The sequence below is a fragment of the Caulobacter sp. BP25 genome, from assembly GCF_002737755.1.
Lineage (GTDB): Bacteria > Pseudomonadota > Alphaproteobacteria > Caulobacterales > Caulobacteraceae > Caulobacter.
Map to the genome: position 1 here is coordinate 747,594 of NZ_PEGH01000018.1, position 25,492 is coordinate 773,085.

The following is a 25,492-nucleotide window of genomic DNA, read 5'->3' on the forward strand; positions in this document are numbered from 1 at the left end:
GATGAGGAAGATCTTTCTGACGGCGGCTCTGCTGGCGGCTTTCCCGGCCATGGCCCAGACCCCCGCGCCCGGCGGCGGCGACACCGGCGGCGGCATCGTCCGCGCGGCCAAGCCCGTCACCGGCGAGCAGGTCTATGGCGCGGTCTGCCAGGCCTGCCACATGGCCGACGCCAAGGGCGGGGTGGGGGCGGGGACTATTCCGGCCTTGGCCTCGAACCCCAAGCTAGCCGGGGCGGCCTATCCGATCATGGTCGTGGCGCAGGGGCAGGGGGCCATGCCGGGCTTCGTCGGCACGCTGAGCAACGCCCAGATGGCCGAGGCGATCACCTATGTCCGCACCCACTTCGGCAACGCCTATGCGAAGCCGGTGACCGAAGCGGACGTGGCGAAGTTCGCCAAGCCGCCGAGCGCGGGCGGGCATTAGTTAGAAAGATGCTCCCCCGCGTTGCGGGGGAGCTGTCGCGGGGCGACTGAGGGGGCTAATGCGGCCTAGGCAGAGCTCGCCCCCTCCGGCCCTCTGGGCCACCTCCCCCGCATCGCGGGGGAGGATCTTGAGGCCCGCGATCAGCCGAGCTTCACCTTGCCATCCACCCGCCGCGCGACGCCCAGCGGGTTGTCGGTCTTCAGCTCGGCCGGCAGCAGGGCTTCCGGCAGGTTCTGGTAGCTGACCGGCCGCAGGAAGCGAGCGATGGCGAGCGTCCCCACCGAGGTCGTGCGGCCGTCGCTGGTGGCCGGGAAGGGGCCGCCGTGGACCATGGCCGAGGCCACTTCGACGCCGGTGCCAAAGCCGTTCACGAGAATCCGGCCGGCCTTCAGCTCAAGCGTCGGCAGCAGGGCGGCGACGATGCCGTGGTCGGCCTCGTCCATGTGGATGGCGATGGTCAGCTGGCCTTCGACAGCGGCGATCACCGTCTCCAACTCGGCTTGGTCGGCGCAGCGGACCACCAGCGAGGCCGCGCCGAACACTTCCTCGTGCAGGTGCGGATTGGCCAGGAAGTCTGCGGCCTTGACGCTGAACAGGGCCGCGCGGCCGGTGTGGCTGCCGTCCGGACCCGGGACGCCGCGCGCGACCGTGGTCACTTCCGGCGCCTCGCTCAGGGCGGCCACGCCATGGGCGAAGGCCTGGCAGATGCCCGGGGTCAGCATGACCGAGGCCGGAGCCGCCTCGACCGCCTTGCCGGCGGCCTCGACGAAGGCGTCCAGCTCGGGGCCGTCGATCGCCAGGATCAGGCCGGGATTGGTGCAGAACTGGCCCGCGCCCAGGGTCAGGGCGGCCACGAAGTCCGGGGCGATCGCGGGACCGCGCGCCTTCAGGGCGGCGGGCAGCATGATCACCGGGTTGATGCTGCTCATCTCGGCGTAGAACGGGATCGGCTCGGGACGGCCTTGAGCGATGGCCAGCAGCGCCAGGCCCCCGCGACGCGAGCCGGTGAAGCCGGCGGCCTTGACGCGCGGATCGGCGACCAGGGCCTGGCTGACCTCATAGCCGCTGTCGTGGATCAGTGAGAACACGCCCGGATGCAGGCCCACCGAGGCGACGGCGGCCTGGATGGCGCGGCCGACCAGCTCCGAGGCGCCGGGGTGGGCGGGGTGGGCCTTGACGATGACCGGGCAGCCGGCCGCCAGGGCCGAAGCGGTGTCGCCGCCGGCCACCGAGAAGGCCAGCGGGAAGTTTGACGCCCCGAACACCGCCACTGGACCCAGCGGCACGTTGCGCAGGCGCAGGTCCGGACGCGGCAGCGGCTTGCGGTCGGGCAGGGCCGGGTCGATGCGGGCTTCCAGGAAGCCGCCGTCGCGCAGCACGCTGGCGAACAGGCGCAGCTGGCCCACGGTGCGGCCGCGTTCGCCTTCCAGGCGCGGGCGGGGCAGGCCGGTCTCGGCCATGGTGCGGACGATCAGGTCATCGCCGATGGCCTCGATGTGCTCGGCGATGGCTTCCAGGAAGGTCGCGCGGGTCTCGTAAGGCAGGGCGCGGTAGCTGGCGAAGGCCTCGTGGGCCAGGGCCGCGGCGGCTTCGACATCGGCCAGGCCTGCGCCGCCGAACGCGGGCTCCAGGATCTCGCCGGTCGCCGGATTGACGCCCTTGATCTCGCCGTGGGTTCCCTTGCGGCTTTCGCCGCCGATCAGAAGCTGGCCGGTCAGATGCACTTTGGTCGTCCTGCGGTGTTGTCGTTGCGATGGCTATAGATGGGAGCGCTAACATGACAAGTCCATGCGCGCGGCCCGGCTTTCCGCGCCAGAGCGCCGCCACCGGTCCCGAGGCGGCCTTTTGAACCCGGTTTGGTGCGGGCGCCAAGGGGCATGTTCCTCCCCCGCATCGCGGGGGAGGTGGCCCACAGGGCCGGAGGGGGCCAACGCGGTATCCGTCCAGCTCGCCCCCTCAGTCACTCCGTGACAGCTCCCCCGCATCGCGGGGGAGCATCTTCAAAGCGACTGCCCGTCGTCGACCGTGAACACGCTGCCCGTCACCGCCCGCGCCGCGTCCGAGCACAGGTACAGCGCCGTGCCGGTCAGGTCGTCCTCGTCCATCAGGCGCTTGCGGGGGAAGCCGGCGACCAGGCGCTGGCCGCCGTCGGTGTCGAACCACTCGCTATTGAGCTCGGTGCGGATGTAGCCGGGGCACAGGACGTTGACGTTGATCCCCTTGCGGGCCCATTCGCGGGCCAGGCTCTTGCCCAGCATGGCGGTGGCGGCCTTGGACGTGCAGTAGGCGGTCAAGCCCGGCAGCACCTTGTGCGCCCCGATCGAGGCGATCAGCAGGACGCGGCCGCGCCCGCCCCATGGAGAGTTTAAGTCCTCCGACCCGGCCCGGATCATCCGCCGCGCCCCCTCGCGAGCGGTCAGGAACACGCCCCGGGTGTTGACGCCCAGCACCTTGTCGAAGTCGTCGGCTGCGATGTCGAGGGCCGAGCCCTGGATGCTGATGCCGGCATTGGCGATCACCGTGTCGGGGACGCCCAGGCGGCTCTCGATCGCGTCATAGCCGGCGATGATCGAGCCCTCGTCCTCGACGTCCATCGCGAAGGCCGCCGCGTTGGCGCCGATCTCGGCGACCAGGGCCTCCAGACGGTCGGTGCGGCGGGCGGCCAAGGCCACCTTGGCCCCGGCGGCGGCGGCCCGGCGGGCCAGGTGCGCCCCGATGCCGGACGAAGCGCCGGTGACCAGGACGGTCCTTCCGGTCAGGTCGATCATGCTCTCTCCCTTTTGAGCCTAGCCTGGCGGTCCGCTGGATCGCTGTCGAGCCGCCCCTGGCGTCAAGTACGGGCGTTCAGGCCGCTCTATGCTCGGCATAGACGAGATCGAGTTGTTTGAAATCAAACACTTGTCACTTTCAGAGCCTTCTGGATCATCCGCGTCCGCTGGCGCCGTATCTTTGTGTCATGGCCCAGAAAAGCGAAGACATCGAAGCCGCCCTCAGCGCCATCGAGGAGTTGGTCGCCCTGACCTACGCCAAGGCGGCGTCTGAGATCCTGACCGCCAGCGAGGACAAGACCTCCGAAGCGCGGATGGAGATCGCCGCCAAGGCCGCGAAGGCCGGCCGAGCCATCAAGCTGTTCCGGGGGAGCGCTAGTCGGGTCGGCCGCGCGCTTTCGGGCCTGCAGCAGGCCGTCAAGGCCGAGGCCGGCGCCGACCGTAACAATTCGGAGACCGCGATGAATGACGACGTCCCATGGAACGCCCAGCGTATCGCCGAGCTTCATGCCGAGGTGCGTGAGCGACTGGCTAAATTTGCTGGATCCCGAGAGCTTAAATACCTGGCTGAGCGGGATCGACGAGAACCGTCCGGACTTGGCGAGACAAGTGGTGGAGAGCCTTCGAACCCTCCGCATCCGGGGGGATCACCAGGTTCCACCGCCTGACCCCTGGACCACCTGGCTGTTCCTGGGCGGGCGCGGCGCGGGCAAGACCTACGCCGGCGCGGCCTGGATGATCGAACAGGCCACGGCCGGCGCGCGGCTGGCCTTGGTTGGTCCCACTTTCCACGATGTGCGCGAGGTGATGATCGAGGGGCCCTCCGGCCTCCAAGCGCTCTCACCGCCCGACGAGCGCCCCCGCTGGGAAGCCTCCCGCCGGCGCCTCGTCTGGCCCAACGGCGCCACCGCCTACGCCTTCTCGGCCGAGGACCCGGACTCCCTGCGCGGCCCCCAATTCCACGCCGCCTGGGCCGACGAGTTCTGCGCCTGGCCCAAGCCCGGCGACACCCTGGCCATGCTGCGTTTTGGCCTGCGCCTGGGGACCGATCCGCGCCTGGTGGTGACCACGACGCCCAAGCCCCATCGGGCCCTGAAGGTGTTAATGGCCGAGCCCGGCGTCTCGCTGACCCGCGCGGGCACGGCCGCCAACGCCGGCAACCTGGCGCCCGCCTTCCTGCGGACGCTGGAGAGCCTCTATGGCGGCACGCGCCTGGCCGCCCAGGAGCTGGACGGGGTGATCGTCGAGACCGACGGCGGCCTGTTCCGCGCCGAGGACCTAGCCAGATGCCGGGCCGCCCGGCCAGCGCGACTGGACCGCGTGGTCGTGGCCATCGACCCGCCCGCCACCGCCGGCGGCGACGCCTGCGGCATCGTGGTCGTGGGCCGAAGGGACGACCGCGCCTTCGTCCTGGCCGACGAGACCGCGCGGGGGCTGTCCCCCGCCGGCTGGGCGGGCAGGGCGGTGGCGGCCGCGCGAACCTGGACCGCCGACGCCCTCGTGGCCGAGGCCAACCAGGGCGGCGACATGGTGAGGTCTGTACTAGCCCAGGCCGACCCGCCATGCCGGGTGAAACTGGTGCGGGCCAGCGTGGGCAAACGGGCGCGGGCTGAGCCGGTGGCGGCGCTCTACGAACAGGGCCGCGTGCTGCACTGCGGGCCGTTCGTGGCGCTGGAGGAGGAACTGATGGCCCTGGGCTCAGGCGACCTGGAGCACAGCCCCGACCGTGCGGACGCGCTGGTCTGGGCGATCAGCGAACTGATGCTGGGGTCGGCGCAGAGGCCCAGGCTGCGGGCGCTGTGAGGGGATGAACGATCAAGATCCTCCCCCGCGATGCGGGGGAGGTGGCCCAGAGGGCCGGAGGGGGCGGAAGGCGCCCGATCCTTCTTCCCCCTCCGGGGGAGGAGGATGCGTAGCATCCGGAGGGGGCAAGTGAGTGATGTGCTCTCGGATCGTCGACAGCGTGTCGTCCACGGACGCCATGACTTCGTGCGCCGGTATCCGCAGCGTGCGGACGCCTTGCGCGAGGAGCCACTGATCTCGGGCCAAGTCTCGCCTTGGCCTCGACGCAACGCAGTGCGCGTAGCCGTCCACCTCGACGGCCAAGCGCAGCGCCGCGCAGTAGAAATCGAGCACATAGGGCCCGATCGGATGTTGGCGGCGGAACTTGTGGCCGTCCAGGCCGCCGCGCCTGAGCGCGTGCCACAGGTTCATTTCCGGCTTCGACATTTCCTTTCTGAGGCGGCGCGCATTGGCCACCGTCGCCTTGGGCGCTGACATCGCGAACTCCCTGACTTGCCCCCTCCGGGCCTGCGGCCCTCCTCCCCCAAAGGGGGAAGAAGGATGTGATCGCAACCCTACATTGTTCCCCATTTGTTCTCAACTCCATCCCCGGAGCCCCCCATGCTCTTCCCCAAACCGCGCCCGCCCGAGCGCAAGGACTCCCGCGCCGCGCGGCTGATCGCCTTGACGACCGGAGGCCGTCCGCAGTGGACGCCGCGGGACTATGGCGCGCTGGCCGCCGAGGGGTTCGCCAAGAACCCCGTGGCCTATCGCTGCGTCCGCATGATCGCCGAGGCCGCCGCCGCCACGCCGCTGGCGGTGTTCGTCGAGGGCCACAGGGCCGATGATCATCCGCTGAAACGGCTCCTCGACCGGCCGAACCCGGAGCAGGGCGGACCCGATCTGATGGAAGCGTTCTTCGGCAACCTGCAGGTGGCTGGCAACGCCTATCTGGAGGCTGCCGGCGACGCGCAGCCCAGCGAGCTCTACGCCCTGCGGCCCGACCGAATGACCGTGGTTCCTGGCCCGCGCGGCTGGCCGCTGGCTTATGACTACCAGGCCGCCGGGCGCACAGCGCGGATCGGCCGCGACGGTGACGGCTGGCTGCCGGTGCTGCACCTGAAGCTGTTCAACCCGACCAGCGACCACTACGGCTTCTCGCCGCTCGAAGCGGCGGCCTTCGCGATCGACGTCCACAACGCCTCCAGCGCCTGGAACAAGGCGCTGCTGGACAACTCGGCCCGGCCTTCGGGCGCGCTGGTCTATTCGTCCAAGGACGCCGGCGACCGCCTGACCGACGAGCAGTTCGACCGGCTGAAGACCGAGCTGGCCAACGCCCATTCGGGTCAAGCCAACGCCGGCCGGCCGCTGCTGCTGGAAGGCGGGCTCGACTGGCGGGCCATGTCGCTGACGCCCGCCGAGATGGACTTTACCGAGGGCAAGCACGCCGCCGCCCGCGAGATCGCCCTGGCGTTTGGCGTGCCGCCGCAGCTCTTGGGCATTCCCGGCGACAACACCTACGCCAACTACCGCGAGGCCAATGCCGCCTTCTGGCGCGGGACGGTCGTGCCGTTGGCCGAGCGGGCGGCGCGGGCCCTGACCGCCTGGCTGGCCATGAAGTTTCCCGGCGCGCGGATAGCCCCCGACCTGGACGCCCTCCCGGCCCTGTCGGCCGAGCGCGACGCCCTGTGGAGCCGGCTGGAAACGGCGTCTTTCCTCACCGACGCCGAGCGTCGGCGGCTGGCGGGGCTGGAGCACTAACCCGCCAACGCCGCTGGCCCCCACCTGACCTCGCCTCGCGAGGTCGTCCGCCCCCGGAGGGGGGCAGAAGAGGCTCCTTCTTCCCCCTCCGGGGGAGGAGCGCGTCAGCGCGGAGGGGGCCTTGATCGAGAGAACCCCATGACCAATCCCTCCCGCTGGCGGCTGGACCGTCAGGTGTCGGCCGCCGTGCTGGTCGCCGTGGCGCTGCAGGCCGCCGCCGCCTTGCTGTGGGCCGGCAAGGCCTCGGCGCGGATCGACGAGATGCAGCGCCGCCTCGAGGCCCAGGCCCCGGTCGCCGAGCGCCTGGCGCGGCTGGAGGCCCAGGCCGACGCCACCCGCCAGTCGCTGAACCGCATCGAAGCCAAGCTGGAGCGTTCGCGATGAGCGAAGACCTCAAGATCGAAGGCTACGCGTCCCTGTTCTGGACGCGCGACCTCAATGACGACGTCACCGCCGCCGGCGCCTTCGCCGAGAGCCTGGCGGCCGGGACGCCCGTGAAGATGCTGCACCAGCACGACGAGGCCGAGCCGATCGGTGTCTGGGACGAGGTCATCGAGGACGCCAAGGGCCTGTTCGTCCGAGGGCGGATCCTGCGGACCACGCCGCGCGGCCGCCTGGTCGCGGCGCTGGTCGAGGCCGGCGCCCTGGATGGCCTCTCGATCGGCTTTCGCCAGGTGAAGGCGCGGACCCAGGGTCGTCTGCGGGTGCTTAGTCGTGTCGAGCTCTGGGAGGTGTCGATCGTCACCTTCCCGATGCTGCCCCAAGCTCGCTTGAACCTAGCGAGGCTGAGCCTCAGTTCCGGATCAGCCTGAGCAAGGTGCCGTCCGGGTCGATCAGGGCGGCCATGACTTTCTTGTCGCCGGGCGGGTGGAGGCGGGGGAAGCCTTCGGTCTTCTCCTCGATCCCGGCCTCGAGACAGACGGCATAGAAGCCCTCCAGGTCGTCCAGGCGCAGGCAGCAGGCGAAGTTGCTGGTGGCGGGTTTGAGGCCCGGGAACGGGAAGAACTCCAGCGTCAGTCGGCCGCGCTCCAGCACCATCCAGCCCGGGTCGCGCGAGGCCCGCTCGAAGCCGAGGGCCGCATAGAAGGCCTCGGTCGCGTCGAAGTCGCTGGACGGAAGATTCGGCGTGGCGCGGTCGGGCATGCGGCGACGCTAGCATGAGTCACGAGTTTCCTTCTCCCCCTGCGGGAGAAGGTGGCCGCGTCAGCGGCCGGATGAGGGGTTTCTCGGCGACGCCGGCGCGACCCCTCATCCTCCCACCGGCCTCTGGCCGGCGGGCCCCGCCTTCTCCCGCAAGGGGAGAAGGGCCATTCGTTCCGGAGAACCCCATGAAGGAAACCAAACACGCGGCCTCGCCCGAGGCCCGCGCGGCGCTGGCTGACGTCCTGACCGCGTTCGAGAGCTTCAAGGCCGCCAATGACGTGCGCCTGGCCGCCATCGAGACCAAGCGGGCCGATGTCCTGCTGGAAGAGAAGGTCGGCCGTATCGACGAGGCGGTCAGCCGCGCCCAGGACCGCCTTGACCGTCTGATGTCCGACCTGCGTAGACCTTCTCTTTCGGCTGATGCGCCGCTGGCGCATGTTGACGAGCGCAAGGCCGCCTTCGACCGTTATGTGAAGACCGGCGAGACGCCCTCGGCCTTGCTTGAGGCCAAGGGTCTGTCGGAAGGCACGGCCACCGCCGGCGGCTATGTCGCCCCGCCGGAGCTGGAGCGGCTGATCCTGCGTCGCCTTGCGGCGACCAGCCCCATGCGGGAAATTTGCCAGGTCCGCACCATCGGCGCCGGGACCTTCCGCAAGCCGGTCTCGCCGACGGGCCTGGCCGCCGCCTGGGTGGCCGAGACCGCCGCGCGGCCCGAGACCACGGCCCCGACCCTGGACGTCATCGACTTCCCGGCCGGCGAGCTCTACGCCAGCCCGGCCGCGACCCAGGCCCTGCTGGACGACGCCTATGTCAGCATCGACGAGTGGCTGGCGGAAGAAGTGCAGGACGCCTTCGCCGCCCAGGAGACGACGGCCTTCGTGTCGGGCGATGGGGTCAACAAGCCCAAGGGCCTGCTCGCCTACACCGCCGCGCCGGACGCGTCCTACACCTGGGGCCAGGTCGGCTATCTGGCCACCGGTGTGGCGGGCGGCTGGACGGCGTCCAACCCGACCGACAAGCTGATCGACCTGATCTACGCGACCAAGACCCAGTACCGCCAGAACGGCCGCTTCGTGATGAACCGCCGCACGGTCAGCGCCGTGCGCAAGTTCAAGGACGCCCAAGGCAACTACATCTGGAACGCGGCCCTGCAGCCGGGCCAGTCGGCGAGCCTGCTCGGCTTCCCGGTCACCGAGATCGAAGCCATGCCGGACGTGGCCGCCAACGCCCTGGCCGTGGCGTTCGGCGACTTCGAGAAGGGCTACCTGATCGTCGACCGCGCCGGCGTCCGCGTCCTGCGCGACCCGTACTCGGCCAAGCCGCACGTCCTCTTCTACACCACCAAGCGCGTCGGCGGCGGCGTGCAGAACTTCGACGCGATCAAGCTGCTGAAGTTCGCGGCGTCGTAAGCTTATTCGACGTCCCCCTCCCCCTTGCGGGGAGGGGGCAGGGGGTGGGGGTGTCAGCGCCTGCCGATCCCCTTCTGGCGCGGAGCTTGCTCCCCCACCCCAACCCCTCCCCGCAAGGGGGAGGGGCTTCCCTCCGAGAAAACCATGCCCCAATCCCTCACCCTGGCCGAGGCCCGGGCGTTCCTGCGCGTCTCCGACGCCGCGGAGGACGCCGTCCTCACGATCCTGATCGACGCCGCCGAGGCCCGCGTCGCTGCGGCCGCCGGCGTCGCCCTGACCGCCGCGAGCCCCGCGCCGCTGCGCCTGGCCGTCCTGACCCTGGTCGCCCACGCCTATGAACACAGAGACGCCGGCGAACCCTCGCTGGCCCTCGTCGAGCCGTGGCTGACCCCTTACCGAAAGGCCCGGCTGTGACCGACAAGCCCCTGATCGACGCCCTGGTCGCCAGCTTGAAATCCGCGCCCGCCGTCACCGTCCTCGCCGGCCAGCGGATCTACGCCACGGCCCCGCGCCTGCCGACCTATCCCTGCGTCGTCGTCACCCGCTCGGAGGGCCGTCCGGTGTCCGAGGGCGACGCGATCGAGCACCTGCTGACCCTGACCTGCGCCAGCCGTTTTGGCGGACCGGAGGAGGCCAGAGCCCTGGTCGCCGCCGTCCGCGCGGCGCTGCACGACGCCCGACCGAGCTTGAGCGGCCGTCGGCTCGTCAACCTACGCGTCCCCTATGCCGACTGCTTCGCCGGCGCCGACCGCGAGACCACGCTCGGGATCGTCCGCGTGCGGGCGGTGACCGAAACCCTCTAGGACAAGGAGCTCCCCATGGCCGCCCAAGCCGGCAAGGACATGCTGCTGAAGATCAGCGACGGGGCCGCGAGCCCGACCTTCCACACCGTCGCGGGCCTGCGCGCCCGCACCCTAAGCCTCAACGCCAAGACCATCGACGCCACCGACAGCGACAGCGCTGGCCGCTGGCGCGAGCTGTTGGCGGGCGCCGGCGTCAAGTCGGTGGCCGTGTCGGGCTCGGGCATCTTCCGCGACGCCCCTTCGGACGCCCAGGTGCGGACGAGCTTTTTCGACCAGTCGGCCCGGACCTGGCGGCTGGTGATCCCGGACTTCGGCCAACTGGAGGGCCCGTTCCTGGTCGCGGCCCTGGAATACGCCGGCGAGCACGACGGCGAGGCCTCGTTCGCGATCAGCCTGGCCAGCGCCGGGGCGGTGAGCTTCACGGCGCTCTAACCCCATTCGAGCCCCCACCTGGCCGCTTCGCGGCCGTCCGCCCCCAGAGGGGGCAGAAGGTGCGCGCGTCTCCTTCTTCCCCCTCCGGGGGAGGAGCGCGAAGCGCGGAGGGGGCAAGTGAGAAGGAACCCCCATGCTCCCGCCCAACCCCGCGCGCGGCGAGGTCGTCGTGACCTTGGCCGGCGCGCCCCGGCGCCTGTGCCTGACCCTGGGCGCCCTGGCCCGCATCGAGGCCGCGCTGAACCTCGAAGACTGGTCGCAATTGCCCGACCGCATCGCCACGCTCTCGGCCGCCGACCTCTCCGCCGTGCTGGCGGCGCTGCTGGACGGCGGCGGCGAGGCGCCCGAGATCGCCGCCCGCGCCACGGTCCCAGAGGCCGCCAGCGCCCTGGCCGCCGCGCTGGCGGCCTGCGCATGAGCGCCTGGGCCGCGCCGCTGCGTCTGGCCTTGAGCCTGGGCCTGTCGCCCGAGGCCTTCTGGCGTCTGTCGCTGAAGGAGTGGCGAGCCCTGACCGAGACCCCGCCCGCGCCGGCCCTGACCCGCGCCGACCTCTCCGCCCTGATCGCCCGCTATCCCGACGAGGAGACCTCGCCATGAGTTTCGAAGACGACGGCCTCTCGGCCTTGCCCGCCCGCGCCGCCGAAGCCGCCGCCGCGCTAGACGCCCTGAAGGCGCCCGCCGAACGCGCCGCCCGCTCGATCGACGAGGCCTTCGCTCGCGCCGGCGCGTCTCTCGTCAGGTCGCTGGCCCGCGCGGCCTCGGACGGTCAGGTGTCGCTGGGCGAGTTGGCGCGCGCCGTGCTGGGCGCGGCCGGAGCGGCGCTGAAGGGCGGAGGCCTTGGCGAGGCGCTGTCGAAGGGCTTTTCCGGCGCGCGGGCCGACGGTGGCCCGGTGCTGCCCGGCGGGGCCTATCTGGTCGGCGAGCGCGGGCCGGAGGTCTTCCGCCCGGCCTTCGCGGGGAGCATCGAGCCGGTCAGAGGCGGCGGGATGTCGGTGACGATCAACGTCCAGGGCGGCGAGGCCGCTGGTCTGATCCGATCGGACGCCCAGATCGCCCAGGCCTTGGCCCGGGCCGTCAGTATCGGGGCGCGGCGGCTTTAGAGCGCCACGGCGGCGGTGTTCGGAGGCGGCGCGCCGTACTTGTTTTCGCGCGGCTGGCCCAGGCTGCAGCCGACCCAAAGGGTGAAGGCCAGCCAGACGGCGAAGGCGATGAAGCACGAAATGAAGAAGCCGCCCAGCGCCGTCAGGGCCGCGACCTCGGGCTCGCCGCTGGTCAGGGCCGCGATGGCGGGCAGGACGCCGATCGACAGGGCCGAACCCATGATCAGGACCGGGCCCAGAACCCACGGCAGCACCTGCCACCAGCCGGTCTGACCCATGTCGTGCAGCCGCTTGGAGTGGATGCAGACGCTGGAATAGAGCGTCGCCAGGAAGATGATGTTGCCGATCACGGGGATCCAGCCCACGGCCATGTTCACGCCCAGCAGGACGAGCCAGCCGATCCAGAACGCCTGCCGGCCGATGCGGCCCTCCGGCGACAGGAACAGGGTCTTCCAATCCATCTCAAGTCTCCAATCTCGACTCCATAGGTAGGAGCCGATGAGCCGCTGATGAAGTGAAAAGCGGGTCATGACCAAGACTTAATGGCGTTTGGCCGTAACGGCTCCGCTTCTCGTCAAATTTCGCAAAACCTTTTCGTGAGGATCGCCATGAGCGAGTTCCATGAGGCGCGCCTGCCCGCGCGCCTGGCGTTCGGCTGCGCCGGCGGCGTCGAATGGCGCACCGACATCGTGGCCCTGGCCTCGGGCGCCGAGCAGCGCACCAGCGCCTGGACGCGCGGCCGCCGCCGCTACCTGATCGCCACCGCCGCCCGGCCGCTGGACGAGCTGGCCGAGCTGCTGGCCTTCTTCGAGGCGCGGCGCGGGCGGCTGGCGGGCTTCCGGTTTCGCGACCCGGCCGACTTCAAGTCCTGCGCGCCGTCGGCTCAGCCGGCGGCGACCGACCAGGCGATCGGGACGGGCGACGGCGGCCGCAAGGTCTTTCCGCTGTCCAAGACCTACGGGAGCGGCGCAACGGCCCTGGCGCGGCCGATCGTCAAGCCAGTGGCCGGCACGGTCAAGGTCGCGGTGGCGGGCGTGGTCCTGGCGGCTGGCGCCTTCTCGGTCGATGTCACGACGGGCCTTGTCACCCTGTCGACCGCGCCGGCGGCCGGCGCGGCGGTGACGGCGGGCTTCGAGTTCGACACGCCGGTGCGCTTCGACACCGACCGGCTGGACATCACTCTGGAAGGCTTCGCCGCCGGCCGCGTCAGCGCCTGCGCCCTGATCGAGGTGCGCGACTGATGCGGGCGCTTCCGGAAGGACTGGATCTCTCTCGTCTGTGCCACGCCTGGATCGTCGAGCGACCGGATGGCGTCAGGCTGGGCTTCACCGACCATGACCGCGACCTCGTCGTCGACGGCGTGGCCTGCAAGGCCAGTGGCGGCTGGAGCCCCGGCGCCCGCGAGGCCGGCGTCGGCTATGCGCCGGGACAGGCCGCCGCGCTGGGCGTGCTGGACGACGCGGGGATCTCGGAGGCCGACCTCGACGCGGGGCTCTATGACGGCGCGAAGGTCTCGGCCTTGCGCGTGGACTGGAGCGCGCCGAGCCGGCTGGTGCGGCTGTGGACGGCGACGATCACCGCGCTCAGCCGCGAGGGCCAGGCGTTCAAGGCGACCCTGGCGGGACCGGCGGCGGCGCTGGAACGCATCGCTGGGCGCACCTTCACCCGGCTGTGCGACGCACGGCTGGGCGATGAACGCTGCGGCGTCGATCTCTCCGCCCATCCTGGCGAGACCTGCGACAAGCGCTGGACGACCTGCGTCGGCGTGTTCGGCAACGGCGTGAACTTCCGAGGCTTCCCCACATCGCCCGGCGAGGACTTCCTGACGCTGTACCCCGTCGAGGGCGAGCGCAACGACGGCGGGCGGCGTGCTTAGCGCCCCCTCCGTCACGACGCCTGACGGCGCCGCGCCACCTCCCCCGCTACGCGAGGGAGGAGGAAGCTTCATCCTCCCCGTGCAACGGGGGAGGGGGACCGCGAAGCGGTGGAGGGGGCGCTGATCGTCCTCGCCCACGCCCGCCTTTGGCTGGGCACCCCCTACCGCCACCAGGCCTCGACCCTCGGCGCGGGCTGCGACTGTCTCGGGCTCGTGCGGGGCGTCTGGCGGGCGCTGCATGGCGCCGAGCCGCAAGCTCCGCCGCCCTACCGTCCCGACTGGGCCGAGGTGGGAGAGCGTGAACTGTTGCTCGAAGCGTTCGGCCGCTGGCTGACGCCGATCCCGCTATCCGACGCCCGCCCTGGCGACGTTTTCGTCTTCCGCATGGCGCCGGGCGCGGTGGCCAAGCATTGCGCGATCCAGTCCGGGCCCGAGCGGATGATCCACGCCTACTGGGGCCGGGCCTGCGTCGAGAGCGCGCTGGGCCGCTGGTGGCGCGAGCGCTGCGTGGCCGGGTTCCGGTTTCCCCTTCCGCAACAAACACCCGGCCTCCCCGGCGAATGCCGGGGCCCAGATTCAGCCTGAGAGTCAGACGTGCTCGCGCCTGACTACGACGCCTGATCTCACACGCTCATGGGTTCGATCTGGGCCCCGGCATTCGCCGGGGAGGTCGGGGAGAAGATCGGAAATCGGAGGAGAAAGTTCAAATGGCTCAAGTCATCCTCTCCAGCGTCGGCGCGGCGATCGGCGGACCGCTGGGCGCGGTGGCGGGCGCGGCGCTGGGGGCGGCGGTCGACCAGGCCGCGCTGTCGGCCCTGTCCTCCGCGCGCCAGGTCGGTCCGCGCATCCCGGAGCTGCGCCTGACGGGCGCCGCCGAGGGCGCGGCCCTGCCATGCGTCTTCGGCCGCGCGCGGGTCGGCGGCCAGGTGATCTGGGCCGCGCGTTTCCGCGAGCAGCGCATCGAGGGCCGCGTCGGCGGCTCCAAGGGCCAGAAGACGACCTCATACGCCTACAGCCTGTCGTTCGCCGTCGCCGTGGCCGAGGGGCCGATCGACGGGATCGGCCGGGTCTGGGCCGACGGGCGGGTGATGGACACGGCCGGCGTGACGATGCGCGTCCACCTCGGGACCGAGGACCAGGCGCCCGACCCGCTGATCGCCGCGATCGAAGGCCAGGCGCCGGCCTATCGCGGCGCGGCCTATGTCGTGTTCGAGGATCTGCCCCTGGAGCCCTTCGGCAACCGCCCGCCGCAGCTGTCGTTCGAGGTCTTCCGCCGGCCTCGCGCGCCGGACGATCCGCCGGGCCTGGAGGAGCGGCTGAAGGGCGTGTGCCTGATCCCCGGCGCGGGCGAGTTTGTCTACGCCACAGAAGCCGTCCTGCGTCGCGACGGCCTGACCCGCGCGGCCAGCGAGAGCGTCCACAACGCCGACGGCCGCGCCGATCTCGTCGTGGCGCTGGATCAGCTGCAGACCCAGCTGCCGAACGTCGACCACGTGACCCTGGTCGTCGCCTGGTTCGGGACCGACCTGCGCTGCGGCCAATGTGAGATCCGGCCGGGCGTCGAGCAGGCGGCCAAGGACACCCTGCCGATCACCTGGAGCGTGGCGGGCGTGGAGCGCGCGGGCGCGCATCTAGTGTCGCGCAAGGATGGCAAGCCCGCCTATGGCGGCACGCCGGCCGACGCGGTGGTGCTGCAGGCGATCGCCGAGCTGAAGCGGCGGGGCCTGAAGGTCACGCTCTATCCGTTCATCCTGATGGACACCCCGCCGGGCCAGCCGGCCTATCCGTGGCGCGGCCGGATCGCCTGCGAGGCCGGCGCCGACGGAACGGCGGCGGCGACCGCCCAGGTGAACGCCTTCTTCGACGGGGAGTGGGGCCTGCGCCGCATGGTGCTGCATCAGGCGAGTTTGGCGGCCCAGTCCGGCGGGGTAGACGGCTTCCTGATCGGCTCGGAGCTGCGCGGCGTAACCACCACGCGCGGGCCGGGCGGGGCCTATCCGGCCGTCGCCAAGCTGAAGGCCTTGGCCGCCGAGGTTCGGGCCGCGCTGGGGCCATCGACCAAGCTTGGCTACGCCGCCGACTGGTCGGAATACTTTGGCCACCAGCCCGCCGACGGCAGCGGCCACGCGGTGTTCCACCTCGACCCGCTGTGGGCCGATCCGAATGTCGATTTCGTCGGGATCGACTGGTACCCGCCGATCACCGACTGGCGCGAGGGCGAGACCCATCTGGACGCCGCCGGCGGCTTTTCCGGTCCGCACGATCCGGCCTATCTGCGCGCGGGTCTGACCGGCGGCGAGGGCTTCGACTGGTTTTATCCCAGCCAGACGGCCCGCGACGCGCAGGCCCGCACCCCGATCACCGACGGCGCTCACGGCGAGGCCTGGATGTTCCGGCCCAAGGACCTGAAGGCCTGGTGGAGCAACGCCCATCATGACCGGCCCGGCGGCGTGCGCTCGGCCACGCCGACGGCCTGGACCCCGCGCGCCAAGCCCATCCGCCTGACCGAGTTCGGCTGCCCCGCCGTCGACAAGGGCGCCAATTCGCCCAACCTCTTCATCGACCCCAAGAGTTCCGAGAGCTTCCTGCCGCCCTACTCGAAGGGCGAGCGCGATGACTTCGGCCAGCGGCGGTGCCTGGAGGCGGTGCTGGCCTGGCTGGACGATCCCACCGCCAATCCGGTCTCGCCGGTCTATGGCGGGCCGATGATCGAGGCGGCCAGCGCTTGGTGCTGGGACGCGCGGCCGTTCCCGGACTTTCCCGCGCGGTCGGATGTCTGGGCGGATGGAAGCGCCTGGACGCTGGGGCATTGGCTGAGCGGCCGCGCCGGCGTCGCGCCGCTGCCCGAGCTGATCCGGGCGCTGGGCGCCCGCGCCGGGGTCGCCCTTGATCCCGGCGAAGCGGGCGGGGCGGTGGGCGGCTATGTCGTTGATCGGCCCATGCGCCTGCGCGACGCGCTCTCGCCGCTGACCGAGGTCTTCGCGCTCGATCCCGTCGAGCGCGACGATCACGTGCGGATGCTGGCCCGCTCGGGCCGGGTCGCGGGCGCTTTGGCCGAGGCCGACCTCGTCCGGCCCGATGACGGCGTGGTCGAGCGCGAGACTCGCGTGCTGGAGCCCGCCGCCGAGGCTCTGCGCCTGCGTTTCCTGGACGCGGCCCGCGACTACCAGGTGGGCGCGATCGTCGTGCGCCGCGAGCAGGGCGCGGGGACCCGTGACGCCGACGCGCCGATCGTGCTCTCCGCGCCGGACGCGGAAGCCGCCGCTCGCCGGATGCTGGCCGCCGACGAGGCCGCTCGGCGCGCGCGGATCGTCCACCTGTCGCCCTCGGCCGCCCTGCGGCTGGAGCCCGGCGATCGTCTGGCCCACGACGGCGGCGCCTGGCGGGTGTCGCGCCTGGATCTCGATGAGCGGCCGCGCGCGACCCTGGTCCCGGTGGTCGCCGAGCAGGGCGTCGGCGTCGGTCTCGACTGGACGCCCGCGCCGCCGCGCGAGCCTTCGCCGCCGCCGGTGCTGTGGGTGCTGGACCTGCCCGCGAGCGGCGCCTTGGAAGACGACGCTCGGCCCCTGGTCGCCGCCGCCGCCGAGCCCTGGCGGCCGCTCGATATCCATGCCGGCGCCGATCTCGACACGCTGAGCGTCAGAGCCCGCGTCAGCCAGCCGGCGACCTTGGGCGTCACCTTGACCGATCTTCCGCCGGCCTCGCCGCATCGCGTGGACCGCGTCGGGAGCCTGACGGTCCGCATGGAGGGGAGCAGTCTGTCGTCGGCGTCGCTGGGCGCGGTGCTGGCGGGGCGCAACCTCCTGGCGGTCATGGCCGGCGACGGGGCCTGGGAGGCCGTCGGCTTCCGCGACGCGGCGCTGCTGTCGCCTGACGTCTGGCGGCTCTCGGGCCTGCTGCGCGGCCAGCATGACGGTGCGGTCAGCGAGGCGATGATCGCGGCCGGCGCGCCGGTCGTGCTGCTCGACGAGGCGGTGGTCCCAATGACGGTCGCCGCCTTCGAGCGCGGCGCGCCGCTGACGGTGCGCGCGGCGCCGGCCGGCGGTCCTGCAGCGGGGGCGAGCGTCACCGAAGCCACCATCGTCTGGACCGGCCGCGCGGTGCGGCCCCTGGCGCCGGCGCACCTGCGGACGCGCATGGTCGGCGGCGATCTGCAAGTCTCGTGGATCCGCCGGGCCCGCGCCGGTGGCGACGTGTGGGCGGGCGAGGTCCCGCTGGTCGAGGGCGTCGAGCGCTACCGCGTCAGGGTTCTGGAAGGCGTGCGCCTCCTGCGCGAGGCCGAGGTTTCGGAGACCCTTTTCGTCTATACGGCGGCGATGCAAGCCTCCGATGCGCCGTCGTCCGAGGCCCGCGTAGAGGTCGCTCAGGCTGACGCGCTCTACGGCTGGGGCGCGGTGGCGACGACACGGTTGTGGTAGGAGCGCCACACCGGCCCTTGCGCGCCGCGCTGGACGTTCTAGATGGAGGGCGTTACCCCAACCTGCCCCCCGTTTCGATGAGGACCTTCCTTGGCGCGTGACCCCTACCAGGAACTCGGCGTTTCCCGCACCGCGAGCGCGGACGAGATCCGCAAGGCGTTCCGCAAGCTCGCCAAGCAGCATCATCCCGACGCCAACCCCGGCGACAAGAAGGCCGAGGAGAAGTTCAAGCAGGTCAGCGCCGCCTTCGACATCGTCGGCGATCCGGAGAAGCGCAAGAAGTTCGACCTGGGCCAGATCGACGCCGACGGACGCGAGACCGGACGCGGCTTTGGCGGTCAGCCGGGCAATGGTCCGTTTAACGCCGGCGGCTTTGGTCGGGGCGGCTTCCGAACCGACGAGGGGCCGGAGGTTGACCTCTCGGACCTGTTTGGCGGGATGTTCGGCGGTGGGCGCGGGCCCTTTGGCGGTGGCGGCGGTCAGGCCGGCGGCTTCGCCCCGCGCGGCGCCGACGTCAAGGCGCGGCTTGAGATTGACCTGGAAGAGGCGATCAAGGGCGGCAAGAAGCGCGTCAGCTTCTCGGACGGCCGCACGATAGACGTCACCATCCCGGCTAGCGCCCAGGAAGGCCAGACCTTGCGCCTGAAAGGCCAGGGCAGCCCCGGACGCGGCGGGGCCGGCGACGCCCTGATCGAGCTTATGATCAAGCCGCACCCGGTCTATCGCCGCGAGGGCGAGGCCCTGGTCATGGACTTGGCCGTCTCGGTCCCCGACGCGGTTCTGGGCGGCAAGGTCGCCGCCCCGACGCCGGACGGCAATGTGATGCTGAACGTGCCCAAGGGCAGCAACAGCGGCCAGACCCTGCGCCTGAAGGGCCGTGGCTTTGCCGACGCCAAGGGCAAGCGCGGCGATCTCTTGGCGCGCCTCGTCGTGACCCTGCCCGAGACGATCGACCAGGATTTGGAGAAGTTCGCCCAGGCCTGGCGTGACCAGAAACCGTACACGCCAAAGCGGAAGTAGCCGCGCTCGCCCTCGCGTCACGGGGAAGGCGCTTGCGGGGGGGCAGCCGCTCTTGTCTCCTGGTTCCCCCGGCCTTAGGGAAGTTTAACTCCCTCCGCGAACACCGTTGGATCGGCTTCCATGGTTCTGGTCAGCGTTCTGGCGCTCCTGCAAGTTGTCGCGTCGCTCCAGGAGACACCGGGTTCCTCCATGCCGCCGGAGAGCGAGCAGACCGCTTTGCTCGAGGGCCTGGTGGTCAAGGGCGCGCGCGGCAAGGCCCAGGGCCCCGCGCGGCCCGAACTGACGCTGGACGCCTCCGAGATCCAAGCGACCGGGGCCAGCACCATCCAGGATCTGGTCAGTCTGCTGGCGGCCGAGATCACCACCGGCGAGCCTGACGCTCCGCCGCCGATCTACCTGGCCAATGGCCGGCGCATCTCGGGCTTTCAGGAGATCAGCGGCCTGCCCAGCCAGGCGATCGAGCGCATGGACGTGCTGCCGCCCGCCACGGCCCTGGCCTATGGCTACCGACCCAACCAGCGGGTCGTGAATTTCGTGCTGCGTAAGCGCTTCCGCTCGGTCGCGACCGAGCTGGAGACGACCGCCACCACTCAGGCGGGGCGCACGGCCGAGCGCTTCGACGGCGACGCTTTCCGCCTGGCCGGCGACGAACGCACGACCGTGGGCCTGGATTGGCGGCAGGAGTCGACCCTGTTCGAGGCCGAGCGCGACATCTACCGCGTTCCCTCGGCGACCTCGCCCTACGGCCTGGTCGGCAATGTCGCCGGCGCGCCGTTCGGCGGGGAGATCGACCCGGCCTTGTCGAACCTGGCCGGCCGCCCGGTCACCGTGGCCCGAGCGCCGGAGGCGGCCTGGCTTGGCGCCGCCCCCCTGGCTGATTTCGCGACCGGCGCGGGCGATCCCGAGCTGAGCGGCGTCACCGCCAACCGCAGCCTGCTGCCCTCGCTGGGTCAGGGGAACTTCAAGGCCGCCGTCACCCGTGATCTGGCGCGGCAGGTCGCGGTCACCGTCAGCCTCGACCTGGAGGACGCCAGGCGCACCAGTTTCCTGGGCCTGCCGGCCACCTCCGTGAAGCTGCCCGCAGGCAGCCCGTTTTCGCCGTTCGCCCGCGACGTCACCGTCTATCGCTATCTCGACGCGCCCTGGTCGCAGCTACGCGAGCAGGACAATTTCAAGGGCCAGCTCGCCTTGGCCGCCAACGGCTATGTGCGCGATTGGCGCTGGTCGCTGAACGGGCTCTACGAGAAGAACGACAGTGAAACGGTCACCGGGCGGGGCGTCGACTCCAGCGCCTGGAAGGCGGCCATCGCCGCGCGGGACCCGGCGGTTAGTCCGTTCGGGCCGGTCCCGCGCGCCCTGCTGAAGGCCAACGCCCGGGACGTGGCCAAGTCGCGGTCCAATACGGCCAAGGCCGAGCTGGTCCTGAACGGCGATGTCACCGAAATCCCGGCGGGGCGGGTGTCCTCGACCCTGAAGCTGGGCGGCGAGCGGGTCGAGCAGATGTCGAACGCCCTGCGCAACGGCGCGCCGGTGCGCACGGACTATGATCGACGCACGATTTCGCTGCAGGGCGACATCGACGTGCCGCTGGCCAGCCGCGCGCACGAGGTGGCGCCGGCGCTGGGCGAGCTGACCGCCAGCGTCAACGCCGGCTACAATATCGAGACCTTCCGGGACAGGCTGGCCCTGGGGGCGGGTTTGAACTGGTCGCCGGCCCAGCTGGTGCAGGTCAATCTGGGCTTTAGCGAGGAGCAGTCCGCGCCGAACGCCAACCAGATCGTCGATCCGACGGTCCTGACCCCCAGCGTCACGGTGTTCGACTTCGCGACAGGCCAGAGCGTGACCGTCAACCGGCTGGAAGGCGGCAACAGGGCCCTGGCCAACGACCGTCGCCGCACGCTGCGAGCGGGCGTCAATCTTCGGCCCCTGGGGCGCGACGGCGGCCCCACCCGCGTGACCGTGAACGCCAACTACGTCCGCACCCACATCGACGATCCGATCTCGAATTTCCCGCTGATCACCCCGGCGCTGGAGGCGGCCTTCCCCGAGCGGTTCACGCGCAATGTCGACGGCGTTCTGACCGCGATCGACAGCCGGCCTTTGAACTTCGACGCCATCGACCGGGAGGAGGTGCGGGGCGGCCTCAACCTGACCCGCTTCTTTGGTCGGCGGAAGCCGGGCGCGCCCAAGGACGCCAAGCCAGATCTCAAGAACGCCGGACAGGTGCAGCTGTCGCTGAATTACGTGCTGCGTCTGCGCGACGAGACCACCCTGCGCCAGGGCCTGGCGCCGCTGGACCTGCTGAACGGCGCCAGCACCAGCCGGCGCGGCCAGCCCCGGGAAGAGCTGAACTTCCGCCTCAACGCCTTCCGGCAGGGCGTGGGCGTCAATCTGAACGGGGCCTGGCGCGGCGGCAGCGTCATCGACGCGGGTCCGACCAGCGGCGCGCTGCGGTTCGACGACCAGACGACGGTGAACCTGTCGGCCTTCTACGAGGTCCCGCGCGACCTGAAGGCCGGACCCGCCTCGACCCTACTGGCCGGGGCGCGCGTGACGCTGGCCGCGGACAACCTGTTCTACAGCCGCCCCGTCGTGAAGGACGCCAAGGGCGCGACGCCCCAGGCCTATCAGCCCGACTACCTGGACCCCCTGGGCCGCACGGTGAAGCTGACCTTGAGGAAGAGCCTGATCGCGATGTAGGGGGCGGCTTTATCCGCCGATGCCTTTGGCCTTCAGCGCCGCCGTCACCTTCTCCCGATACTCGGCGTCCTTGTAGAAGGTCGAATGCCCGCCGGCCTTCAGCTCGACGAAGGTCACGTCCCGGCCGGCCGCGTTCAGCCCTTGGGCGAGGCGACGCGTGGCGGCGAAGGGAATGGTTTCATCCTTGCGCGAGGCGACGACCACGATCTTGCCTGGATAGTTCGCCAACAGCGCCGGCGGATCGTAGCGCAGCACGCGGGGATCGACCCGCAGTCGCACGAAGGGCGAGGCCAGGCCCGCCTGGGCGTCGGCGATGTCGGTGAAGCGGGCGAAGGCTCCCTCGACCACCAGGTCGGAGGGGACCTTCGCGTCGGACGCCAGGGCCGAGCAGTACCAGCCGCCCAGCGAATGGCCCCAGAACAGCAGCTTGGCGCCGCGCTCGGCCGCCAGGGCCGCGACCTTGGCGCCAATGACGGGGCGGGCGGCCTCGAACTCCTCGCGCTTGCCCGAGCCCCCGCTGGCGGCGTAGCCGGGATAGTTGAACAGGAACGTGTCGCCGAACGGCGTCAAGGCTGTCGCGCGGGCCGCCCCGCCGAACTGCTCGCGGAAGGTGTTGCCGCCGCAAAACACGATGAGCGTCTTGGTCGACCCGACCCTGGTCACCGCGTAGTGGATGTCGCCAAAGCCGGCGGGCAGGGCGCCTTCCTCGACCGAGGGGCCGATCGGCGGCGGGGCGTCGCGAGTCGGCTGGCCGGCCAGATTGAGCTTCTGACGCTTGGCGACGGCGTCGGTGACCACCACGTCGCCGGGGCCAATGTCGACATGGATGCAGCCCGACAGCAGCAGGGCGCAGGCCAGCGCCGGAAAGACACGCCATGACGTCACGTGAATGCACTCCCCGCTATTATCTAAGGTTGCGCATCTAAGCGGTTGGCATCCTCCAGGTCCAGACTCGGCCATTTGGGCGCTTACGACCGTGACAGAACGACGCAGCCCGTTCATAAGCTGGGCGTTCAGTCTCCATTCAGCCGCGCTCCTTTAGACCGGACAGCATGAGAACGATCCGCGTCATCCTCGTCGCCGCCGCGTTGGCCGCCGCCCTTCCGGGCGGGGCGTCGGCGCAGCGTCGCGGCCCTGACACGCTGGGCGCCGACTGGCGCGCGCAGTCGGACCAGGCGCGTGGCGGCGTGCAGTCGGGTCGTCTGGTGCCGCTGGGCCGCGTGATCCAGATGATCGCCGCGCGCGTGCCCGGCCGGGTGCTGGACGCCGGCCTGGAAGGTCGCAACTACCGGGTCCGTTGGGCGGCCGCCGACGGTCGCCGCATTGACTTCATCGTCGACGCCGAGACCGGCCAAATCCTGAGCGGGGGCTGAGGAGCTTTCCACCCATGCGCATCCTGCTCGTCGAAGACGATCCCGATCTGACGCGCCAGCTGAAGCTGGCCCTGGCCGACGCCGGCTACGCGGTCGACCACGCCCCCGACGGCGAGGAAGCCCAGTTCCTGGGCGAGACCGAGCCCTATGACGCGGTGATCCTGGACCTTGGCCTGCCCAAGGTGGACGGGGTGTCGGTGCTGGAGCGCTGGCGGCGGGGCAGTGTCGCCACGCCCGTGCTGATCCTGACCGCGCGCGGCGCCTGGAGCGACAAGGTCGCCGGCTTCGACGCGGGCGCCGACGACTATCTGGCCAAGCCGTTCCACACCGAGGAGCTGCTGGCGCGCCTGCGGGCCCTGCTGCGCCGCTCGGCCGGCCACGCCGCGCCCTCGCTGTCGTGCGGGGCCTTGCGCCTGGACCCGCGCGCCGCCCGCGCCAGCGTCAATGGCGAGCCGCTGCGCCTGACCTCGCTGGAATACCGCCTGCTGCACTACATGATGATGCACCAGGGCCGGGTGATCGGCCGCACCGAGCTGGTCGAGCATCTTTACGACCAGGACTTCGACCGCGACTCCAACACCATCGAGGTGTTCATCGGCCGTCTGCGCAAGAAGCTGGGCGCCGAGCGGATCGAGACCGTCCGGGGCCTGGGTTATCGCCTGGCGCCGCTGCCGGGCGAAGAAAACGCGTAGAGCGCGCTCCGCAAAAGTGGGAACCGGTTTTGCGATGAGAGTGCGCTCCACTTTGAACCTAAAGCCTTCTCATCCTGATCAAGCCTGCGGGCTTGATCAGGGAAGGCTTTAGCCTTGCTGGACCTGCGCCGCCGTTCGCTGGTCCGCCGCCTGGTCCTGATCGCCGGGATCTGGACCCTGCTGGTCGTGGTGATCGCCGGCGTGTTCCTGACCGCCCAGTTCCGCGGCGCGGCCATCCGCCGGTTCGACCAGTCTCTGGCGGTGCTGACCGACGACCTCTATGCGGGCTCGACGGTCGAGGCGGGCCAGCTGAAGGCGCCGTTCCTGACCGACATCCGGGCCACGCGCGCCTATTCGGGCCGCTACTGGGTGATCCTGGACAAGTCGCCGGACGGGGCGATGAAGCCGATCGAGCGTTCGCGCTCGCTGTTCGACAGCGACCTGATGCTGTCCTCGACCCAGATCGACAAGCTGGACGCCGCGCCGGGCAAGACCCAGTACTTCGACATGCGGGGGCCGCAGGACAAGCCGCTGCGCGCCGCCGCCATCCTGACCCGCCTGCCGGGCTATCCCGATCCCGTGGTGTTCCTGGCCGCCGAGGACCGCTCGCCGATCGACGACGACGCCGACCGCTTCGCCCGCATCACCGCCTTCGCCCTGCTGATCCTGGGCGGCGGCCTGATCCTGGCCGTGGTGGTGCAGGTGCGCTTTGGTCTGCAGCCGCTGTTTCGCCTGCGCCGCGAGGTGGCCTCGGTCCGGCGCGGCAAGGCCGAGCGGGTCGAGGGCGTCTACCCGGAGGAGCTGTCGCCGCTGGCGACCGAGCTGAACGCCCTGCTGGCCCACAACCAGGAAGTCGTCGAGCGCCAGCGCACTCACGTCGGCAACCTGGCCCACGCGCTGAAGACGCCGATCTCGGTGATGCTGACCGAGGCCAGCCAGCAGCCGGGCCAACTGGCTGAGGTGGTCGAGCGCCAGGCCCAGACCATGCGCGAGCAGGTCGACCACCACCTGCGCCGCGCTCGCGCCGCCGCCCGCTCGCAGACCAGCGGCGAGCGCACGCCCGTCGAGCCGATCCTGGACGAGTTGGCTGTCACGCTCGAACGCATCTTCCAGGACAAGTCCGACGGGCGTGGGATCGAGATCGACTGGCGCTGCCCGGAGGATCTGGCCTTCCAGGGCGAGAAGCAGGACCTCATGGAACTGGTCGGCAACGTGATGGAGAACGCGGGCAAGTGGTGCGGGGCTAAGATCCGCGTCGACGCCTCGTCCTCGGGCGAGGCGCGGATGATCATCACGGTCGACGACGACGGCCCCGGCCTGCCGCCGGAGGAGCGGGCCCAGGCGCTCAAGCGCGGTCAGCGGCTGGACGAGAACGCGCCGGGCTCGGGCCTTGGCCTGTCGATCGTCGACGAACTGGCCCGCGCCTATGGCGGGTCGGTCCAGCTTGGTGAATCCCCGCTGGGCGGACTGCGGGTCACCTTGGACCTGCCGCGCGCCGAAACCTGACCGATCGCGGGCCGCGTCGCGGGGGTGAGAACGACGGCAAAGCGTGCGTAAGTCACTTCCGCCATTGAGTTTTTCTGAGCTGACGGCCTTTGGATGGCGCGTGCGATTTTTGTCGCGTTTCGGAAATCCTTAACCTGCCCCTGAACATGGTTGACGGAACTGTCGGTTGCATGAGCCGACATGGGGAACCATGGCCGCCATCGCCGCCCATAAACTGCAGTTGATCCGGACGCTGGTGGAGACCGCGGCCGATGCGGCTCTGCGCAGCCTGGAGCTGGCCCTGGC

The 25,492-nt window shown here is 71.0% G+C and carries 28 protein-coding genes and 2 pseudogenes; 23 read left to right on the forward strand and 7 right to left on the reverse strand.

The features are described 5' to 3' along the window. Position 1 precedes the first annotated feature (1 nt). A complete protein-coding gene (locus tag CSW59_RS17465) occupies positions 2–424 on the forward strand; it encodes a cytochrome c (RefSeq protein ID WP_099445222.1) in 423 nt (140 codons plus the stop codon). A gap of 140 nt (positions 425–564) precedes the next feature. Here the strand turns inward: CSW59_RS17465 and CSW59_RS17470 are convergent, their stop codons facing one another. The 3 genes from CSW59_RS17470 to CSW59_RS21945 form a co-directional block, all read right to left on the reverse strand. After that, on the reverse strand, positions 565–2,148 hold the full coding sequence (locus tag CSW59_RS17470; protein ID WP_099445223.1) for an aldehyde dehydrogenase (NADP(+)): 1,584 nt from the start codon (positions 2,146–2,148) through the stop codon (positions 565–567). Positions 2,149–2,424: 276 nt separating this feature from the next. After that, entirely contained in the window at positions 2,425–3,192 is a 768-nt protein-coding gene (locus CSW59_RS17480; RefSeq protein WP_099445224.1) for an SDR family oxidoreductase, read from the reverse strand. A gap of 122 nt (positions 3,193–3,314) precedes the next feature. Beyond that, a complete protein-coding gene (locus tag CSW59_RS21945; protein WP_143755015.1) occupies positions 3,315–3,701 on the reverse strand; it encodes a hypothetical protein in 387 nt (128 codons plus the stop codon). Here CSW59_RS21945 and CSW59_RS17485 point away from each other — a divergent pair. Beyond that, entirely contained in the window at positions 3,658–4,995 is a 1,338-nt protein-coding gene (locus CSW59_RS17485) for a DNA-packaging protein (RefSeq protein WP_099445225.1), read from the forward strand. The two genes, CSW59_RS21945 and CSW59_RS17485, sit on opposite strands and share 44 nt — an antisense overlap. A 12-nt stretch (positions 4,996–5,007) precedes the next feature. On the opposite strand, the gene CSW59_RS17490 is transcribed toward CSW59_RS17485, so the two are convergent. After that, a complete protein-coding gene (locus CSW59_RS17490) occupies positions 5,008–5,472 on the reverse strand; it encodes an endonuclease domain-containing protein (protein WP_099445226.1) in 465 nt (154 codons plus the stop codon). Between CSW59_RS17490 and CSW59_RS17495 the strand changes: the two are divergent. The 3 genes and pseudogenes from CSW59_RS17495 to CSW59_RS17505 all read left to right on the forward strand — a co-directional run bounded on the left by CSW59_RS17495 (position 5,444) and on the right by CSW59_RS17505 (position 7,547). Next, a pseudogene (locus tag CSW59_RS17495) lies at positions 5,444–6,735 on the forward strand (phage portal protein). The gene CSW59_RS17490 and the pseudogene CSW59_RS17495 overlap by 29 nt on opposite strands. A gap of 138 nt (positions 6,736–6,873) precedes the next feature. Beyond that, positions 6,874–7,119, forward strand: coding sequence for a hypothetical protein (locus CSW59_RS17500; protein WP_099445228.1), 246 nt, complete (start codon positions 6,874–6,876; stop codon positions 7,117–7,119). Next, the gene (locus CSW59_RS17505) at positions 7,116–7,547 is read left to right on the forward strand and encodes an HK97 family phage prohead protease (RefSeq protein ID WP_099445229.1); all 432 of its coding nucleotides are present in this window, start codon (positions 7,116–7,118) and stop codon (positions 7,545–7,547) included. Before CSW59_RS17500 ends, CSW59_RS17505 begins: the two co-directional genes overlap by 4 nt. On the opposite strand, the gene CSW59_RS17510 is transcribed toward CSW59_RS17505, so the two are convergent. Further along, the gene (locus tag CSW59_RS17510; protein ID WP_099445230.1) at positions 7,528–7,878 is read right to left on the reverse strand and encodes a bleomycin resistance protein; all 351 of its coding nucleotides are present in this window, start codon (positions 7,876–7,878) and stop codon (positions 7,528–7,530) included. The two genes, CSW59_RS17505 and CSW59_RS17510, sit on opposite strands and share 20 nt — an antisense overlap. Before the next feature lie 185 nt (positions 7,879–8,063). On the opposite strand from CSW59_RS17510, the gene CSW59_RS17515 reads away from it, so the two are divergent. The 8 genes and pseudogenes from CSW59_RS17515 to CSW59_RS17545 all read left to right on the forward strand — a co-directional run bounded on the left by CSW59_RS17515 (position 8,064) and on the right by CSW59_RS17545 (position 11,622). Further along, positions 8,064–9,287 (forward strand): phage major capsid protein, encoded by a 1,224-nt coding sequence (locus CSW59_RS17515; RefSeq protein WP_099445231.1) that lies wholly within the window; start codon positions 8,064–8,066, stop codon positions 9,285–9,287. 144 nt (positions 9,288–9,431) lie between these two features. Beyond that, complete coding sequence (locus CSW59_RS17520) at positions 9,432–9,701, forward strand: head-tail connector protein (protein WP_099445232.1); 270 nt, start codon at positions 9,432–9,434, stop codon at positions 9,699–9,701. Continuing rightward, positions 9,698–10,090 (forward strand): DUF3168 domain-containing protein, encoded by a 393-nt coding sequence (locus CSW59_RS17525; RefSeq protein ID WP_099445233.1) that lies wholly within the window; start codon positions 9,698–9,700, stop codon positions 10,088–10,090. Before CSW59_RS17520 ends, CSW59_RS17525 begins: the two co-directional genes overlap by 4 nt. A 15-nt stretch (positions 10,091–10,105) precedes the next feature. Continuing rightward, entirely contained in the window at positions 10,106–10,522 is a 417-nt protein-coding gene (locus tag CSW59_RS17530) for a phage major tail protein, TP901-1 family (RefSeq protein WP_099445234.1), read from the forward strand. Between the two features lie 4 nt (positions 10,523–10,526). Next, positions 10,527–10,636 (forward strand): annotated as a pseudogene (locus CSW59_RS20995) (hypothetical protein); the annotation flags it as partial. Positions 10,637–10,655: 19 nt separating this feature from the next. After that, positions 10,656–10,940, forward strand: a complete 285-nt coding sequence (locus tag CSW59_RS17535; protein ID WP_099445235.1) for a GTA-gp10 family protein — start codon at positions 10,656–10,658, stop codon at positions 10,938–10,940. Then, a complete protein-coding gene (locus tag CSW59_RS17540) occupies positions 10,937–11,119 on the forward strand; it encodes a phage tail assembly chaperone (RefSeq protein ID WP_099445236.1) in 183 nt (60 codons plus the stop codon). Before CSW59_RS17535 ends, CSW59_RS17540 begins: the two co-directional genes overlap by 4 nt. After that, a complete protein-coding gene (locus CSW59_RS17545; protein ID WP_099445237.1) occupies positions 11,116–11,622 on the forward strand; it encodes a phage tail tape measure protein in 507 nt (168 codons plus the stop codon). Before CSW59_RS17540 ends, CSW59_RS17545 begins: the two co-directional genes overlap by 4 nt. Here the strand turns inward: CSW59_RS17545 and CSW59_RS17550 are convergent. After that, the gene (locus tag CSW59_RS17550) at positions 11,619–12,083 is read right to left on the reverse strand and encodes a DUF805 domain-containing protein (RefSeq protein ID WP_099445238.1); all 465 of its coding nucleotides are present in this window, start codon (positions 12,081–12,083) and stop codon (positions 11,619–11,621) included. The two genes, CSW59_RS17545 and CSW59_RS17550, sit on opposite strands and share 4 nt — an antisense overlap. Before the next feature lie 147 nt (positions 12,084–12,230). Here CSW59_RS17550 and CSW59_RS17555 point away from each other — a divergent pair, with 147 nt between their 5' ends. From CSW59_RS17555 to CSW59_RS17580, 6 genes are all read left to right on the forward strand, one after another. Then, entirely contained in the window at positions 12,231–12,863 is a 633-nt protein-coding gene (locus CSW59_RS17555; protein ID WP_099445239.1) for a DUF2460 domain-containing protein, read from the forward strand. Next, positions 12,863–13,498, forward strand: coding sequence for a DUF2163 domain-containing protein (locus CSW59_RS17560; protein WP_099445240.1), 636 nt, complete (start codon positions 12,863–12,865; stop codon positions 13,496–13,498). Before CSW59_RS17555 ends, CSW59_RS17560 begins: the two co-directional genes overlap by 1 nt. A gap of 108 nt (positions 13,499–13,606) precedes the next feature. Continuing rightward, on the forward strand, positions 13,607–14,083 hold the full coding sequence (locus CSW59_RS17565) for an NlpC/P60 family protein (protein ID WP_099445241.1): 477 nt from the start codon (positions 13,607–13,609) through the stop codon (positions 14,081–14,083). A gap of 122 nt (positions 14,084–14,205) precedes the next feature. Beyond that, positions 14,206–17,916 (forward strand): glycoside hydrolase/phage tail family protein, encoded by a 3,711-nt coding sequence (locus CSW59_RS17570; RefSeq protein WP_201722832.1) that lies wholly within the window; start codon positions 14,206–14,208, stop codon positions 17,914–17,916. 90 nt (positions 17,917–18,006) lie between these two features. Continuing rightward, positions 18,007–18,936, forward strand: a complete 930-nt coding sequence (locus tag CSW59_RS17575; RefSeq protein WP_099445242.1) for a J domain-containing protein — start codon at positions 18,007–18,009, stop codon at positions 18,934–18,936. 189 nt (positions 18,937–19,125) lie between these two features. Continuing rightward, entirely contained in the window at positions 19,126–21,636 is a 2,511-nt protein-coding gene (locus CSW59_RS17580) for a TonB-dependent receptor (RefSeq protein WP_143755016.1), read from the forward strand. 9 nt (positions 21,637–21,645) lie between these two features. Here CSW59_RS17580 and CSW59_RS17585 read toward each other — a convergent pair whose 3' ends face one another. Beyond that, positions 21,646–22,521: a S9 family peptidase gene (locus CSW59_RS17585; RefSeq protein ID WP_099445244.1), complete on the reverse strand. Its 876-nt coding sequence runs from the start codon at positions 22,519–22,521 to the stop codon at positions 21,646–21,648. 167 nt (positions 22,522–22,688) lie between these two features. Between CSW59_RS17585 and CSW59_RS17590 the strand changes: the two genes are divergently transcribed. From CSW59_RS17590 to CSW59_RS21500, 4 genes are all read left to right on the forward strand, one after another. After that, complete coding sequence (locus CSW59_RS17590) at positions 22,689–23,009, forward strand: PepSY domain-containing protein (RefSeq protein ID WP_099445245.1); 321 nt, start codon at positions 22,689–22,691, stop codon at positions 23,007–23,009. A gap of 14 nt (positions 23,010–23,023) precedes the next feature. After that, positions 23,024–23,701, forward strand: coding sequence for a response regulator transcription factor (locus CSW59_RS17595; RefSeq protein WP_099445246.1), 678 nt, complete (start codon positions 23,024–23,026; stop codon positions 23,699–23,701). A 114-nt stretch (positions 23,702–23,815) separates the two neighbouring features. Continuing rightward, the gene (locus tag CSW59_RS17600; RefSeq protein ID WP_099445247.1) at positions 23,816–25,207 is read left to right on the forward strand and encodes an ATP-binding protein; all 1,392 of its coding nucleotides are present in this window, start codon (positions 23,816–23,818) and stop codon (positions 25,205–25,207) included. A gap of 190 nt (positions 25,208–25,397) precedes the next feature. Beyond that, positions 25,398–25,492, forward strand: a 95-nt coding sequence (locus CSW59_RS21500) for a hypothetical protein (RefSeq protein ID WP_236632258.1), incomplete at its 3' end; no start/stop codon positions are given.